We start from the raw sequence: 3,862 nt of genomic DNA on the forward strand, positions 1-3,862 counted from the left end.
CAGCGCCAACGCGGTGGTGCCCTTCCACGGCGAGCACCAGGCCGGCATCACCACCCCGGCGCCGATGGCCGCGATGTTCATCTCCTTCGACGTCATCGCCCAGGACCGCAAGGCCCTGGAGGACCTCTTCCACACCCTGACCGACCGGATCCGCTTCCTGACCGCCGGCGGCACCCCGCCGGACCTCGGGGTCGGGGCGCCGCCGGCCGACAACGGGATCCTGGGCCCCACGGTGCCCAGCGACAACCTGACCGTGACGGTCGGCGTCGGCGCCTCGCTCTTCGACGACCGCTACGGGCTGGCCAAGGCCAAGCCGGTCAAGCTCGGCCCGATGAAGGTCTTCCCCAACGACAACCTGCAGGCCGCCGAGCTGCACGGCGACCTGTCGCTGCAGATCTGCGCGAACAGCCAGGACACCGTGCTGCACGCGCTGCGCGACATCGCCCGGCACACCCGCGGCGCGATGCAGGTCAAGTGGCGCATCGACGGGTTCCAGAGCGCCCCGCGCCCGGTCGGCGCACAGCGCAACCTGCTCGGCTTCAAGGACGGCATCGCCAACCCGGACGTCAAGTCCGGGCGGGAGATGGACAAGCTGGTCTGGGTCAAGGACGGCGGCGGCGAGCCGGCCTGGGCGACCGGCGGCAGCTACCAGGTGATCCGGATCATCCGGATGCTGGTGGAGTTCTGGGACCGCGTCTCGCTGGCCGAGCAGGAGAAGATGTTCGGCCGCCGCAAGGACACCGGCGCCCCGCTGGACGGCGCCGACGAGAGCGACATCCCGGACTACGCCAAGGACCCGGACGGCGCCGCGATCCCGCTGGACGCCCACATCCGGCTGGCCAACCCGCGCGACGACAAGACGGACGACACGCGCATCCTGCGCCGCGGCTACAACTACGACCGCGGGGTGGACAAGGTCGGCAACCTCGACATGGGCCTGGCCTTCTGCTGCTACCAGCAGGACGTCACCCGCCAGTTCGAGGCCACCCAGACCCGGCTGATCGACGAGCCGCTGGTGGACTACATCTCGCCGACCGGCGGTGGCTACTTCTTCGTGCTGCCGGGCGTGCGCGACGGTGGCGACTGGCTGGGCCGCGGGCTCTTCGCGGCCGCCTGAGGCCCGTTCACGCAGCGGGCCCGACAACCCGGCAGGCCCGCAGGTCCCCCGACCTGCGGGCCTGTGGCGCGTCAGCCGAGCAGCTGGCCGAAGTCGTGCAGGGCGACGACGTCACCCTCGGCCGGGGGCTGGATCGTCACCGGCTGACCGAAGCCCGCGAAGGTCAGGCGCTCGGCGCCCTGGGTGAGTTGCAGCGGGTACGGCTTGCCGGCCGCCGCCACCAGCACGGTCGTGCTGCTCTTGCCGTCGGAGCCGACCACGTTCAGGGTGATGGCGCCCTGGCCGTCGACGGTGGTGGGGTCGCCCTTGGTCGCCTTGCCGGCCGGGTCGAGCACCGAGGCCAGCGCCTGGTCGACGTGGCAGAGCGAGGCCAGGCCCTGCACCTTGGCGTCGCCCGCCGGGCCGGCCGCGTAGTGGCCCTTGACGGGCTTGGCCGCCGCGCCGCCGGGGTGCACCGACCAGTACGCCGGCTCCGGGCGCAGCCAGAACTGCTGCGCCGTGCTGACGAAGGTCATCATCGGCGCACCGGCCAGCGTGGTGGCCCCCGCGCAGGAGCCGGCCTGCCGGGCGATCTGCAGGTGCGCGGTGGTCTGCCCGCTCTGGGTCACGCCCTGCACGTCCATGGTGAGCGTGTCGGCGGCGAGCAGCGCCTGGGTGGACTGCTTGAGCAGGTCGTCGGCGGAGAGCGCCGCCAGCGCCGGGTCGACGGAGACCGGCGCGGTGGGCGAGGGCGCGGCGGAGGAGGCCGCGCCGGCGGACGGCGCGAGCGGGGACGACGCGGGGTGGGCGGTGCCCGTACTGGCACTGACGCAGGCGGTGACGCTCAGCGCCAGCGGGAGGCAGAGCAGGGAACGGGCGATGATCCGGGACGCGCGCACGTGAGACATCCTCCGTCGGGGGCAACCCGCCGACCGGGCCGTAGCGGGACGGTACCACCGCGGTTACCGGCCGGTAGAGGGAGTTGTCCGAACTGTTGCCGGCCCGTGCCACGGCAGGACGATCAAGGCTGCCGCCGGGGGTTCTCGCACCGTTGTCCGGGACCGGGCGGCGGCGCTGTCACTGGCAGCGGCGATGATGGGTCCCGGTAACGCACAGGTGGACGGAGAGGCGCTGGTGATGGGCGAGCTGAGCAACGGGGCACTCCCGGCCGGTGAGATCGGGGTGGCGGTACGTCCCGTTCGCGGCGGTGGGGGTGTGCGGTGGTGGCAGGGGCCGCTGGTGGGGTTCGACCTGGAGACCACCGGGACCGACCCGGCCGAGTCACGGATCGTCAGCGCCGCGCTGGTGGAGGCGGTCGGCGGGGTGCCGGTGCGCACCACCGGGTGGCTGCTGGACCCCGGGGTGCCGATACCCGCCGACGCGCAGGCGATCCACGGGATCAGTGACGAGCAGGCCAGAACCAGGGGCCGGCCGGCCGGCCCCGCGGTGGAGGAGATCGCCGCCGCGCTCTGCGAGCGGCTCGGCGAGGGCTCCCCGGTGGTGGCGTTCAACGCGCCGTTCGACCTCTCGCTGCTCGACGCCGAGCTGCGCCGCCACGGCCGGCCGGCGCTGGCCGAGCGGTTGGCCGGGCGGCTGGTCGCGCCGGTGCTGGACGCGCTGGTGATCGACCGGGCGGTGGACCGCTACCGCAAGGGCTCGCGCAGCCTGCAGCGGGTCTGCGAGGTCTACGGCGTCGAGCTGCTGGACGCGCACGAGGCGGCCGCCGACGCGCTCGCGGCGGTCCGGGTCGCGGTCGCGCTGGGCGAGCGGTACCCGGGCCAGGTGGGCGAGTTGACGCTCACCGCGCTGCACGAGCGGCAGGTGGACTGGCACCGGGAGTGGGCCGAGGGGCTGCAGAGCTGGCTGCGGCAGAGCAAGAACCCGCAGGCGGTGGTGGACGCGCGCTGGCCGATGCGCTGAGCGCGGACCGGTGACCGGCCCGCGCTCGGGGGTTGATGGTGGACGCCTGGCGGCGGACGCCGCGTCAGGAGGCCGGGAAGTCGAAGGTGTAGCCCTGCTGGACCAGCCACGGCAGCAGCTGCTTGAGCGCGGCCACGCTCTGGCTGCGGTCGCCGCCGCCGTCGTGCATCAGGATGATGCCGCCGGGGCGCAGCTCCTTCTGCACGTGGCCGAGGATCGCCGCGACGCCGGGCTTGGACCAGTCGCGGGTGTCGACGGTCCAGCCGAGCGGGCGCAGGCCGTCCTGGACGGCGATCTGACGGTTGTCGGCGCTGAAGTCGCCGCCCGGGGCACGGAACCAGCCGACCTTCGCACCGGCCCCGCCGGCCTGGACGATCATGTCCTTGGCCGCGTCGATCTCGTACACCTGCTTGTCGTGCGCCAGCGTGTGCATCGGCTGCGGGTGGTGCACGGTGTGGTCGCAGAGCCGGTGGCCCTCGGCCAGGATCCGCTGGACCAGGGCCGGGTTGGCGGTGGCCTGCGGGCCGATCTCGCAGAAGGTCGCCTTCGCGTGGTACTGGGCGAGCAGGTCGAGGATCTGCCCGGTGGCCGGGCCCGGGCCGTCGTCGAAGGTGAGCGCGATGGTCCGGCCGCCGGTGGCGGTGGAGTAGACGATCGAGGAGCCGGCGGCGTCCGGCGCGGGCAGCGGGGCCGCGGCGGCGGTGGTCGGGGCGGCCGGGCCGGGGGCGCTCGGCGTGCCGGGGGCGGCGGGGGTGCCGGTCCCGCTCGGGGCGGGGGAGTGGACGGCGGCGGGGGTGCTCGGCGTGCCGGGGGCGCCGGGGGCGCCCGGGGGGCCCGGGGGCCCCG

4 protein-coding genes are annotated in these 3,862 nt (G+C 74.4%); 2 read left to right on the forward strand and 2 right to left on the reverse strand.

The features are described from left to right. The coding region (gene efeB, locus ABD323_RS39955) for an iron uptake transporter deferrochelatase/peroxidase subunit (RefSeq protein WP_344447022.1) at nucleotides 1-1,117 on the forward strand (1,117 nt) is incomplete at its 5' end. 71 nt (nucleotides 1,118-1,188) lie between these two features. On the opposite strand, the gene ABD323_RS39960 is transcribed toward efeB, so the two are convergent. After that, nucleotides 1,189-1,995: a hypothetical protein gene (locus ABD323_RS39960; protein WP_344447023.1), complete on the reverse strand. Its 807-nt coding sequence runs from the start codon at nucleotides 1,993-1,995 to the stop codon at nucleotides 1,189-1,191. Nucleotides 1,996-2,212: 217 nt separating this feature from the next. On the opposite strand from ABD323_RS39960, the gene ABD323_RS39965 reads away from it, so the two are divergent. Continuing rightward, on the forward strand, nucleotides 2,213-3,016 hold the full coding sequence (locus tag ABD323_RS39965; RefSeq protein WP_344447024.1) for an exonuclease domain-containing protein: 804 nt from the start codon (nucleotides 2,213-2,215) through the stop codon (nucleotides 3,014-3,016). 64 nt (nucleotides 3,017-3,080) lie between these two features. On the opposite strand, the gene ABD323_RS39970 is transcribed toward ABD323_RS39965, so the two are convergent. Next, the coding region (locus ABD323_RS39970; RefSeq protein WP_344447025.1) for a polysaccharide deacetylase family protein at nucleotides 3,081-3,862 on the reverse strand (782 nt) is incomplete at its 5' end.

It is taken from the genome of Kitasatospora nipponensis (assembly GCF_039528135.1).
Taxonomy (GTDB): domain Bacteria; phylum Actinomycetota; class Actinomycetes; order Streptomycetales; family Streptomycetaceae; genus Kitasatospora; species Kitasatospora nipponensis.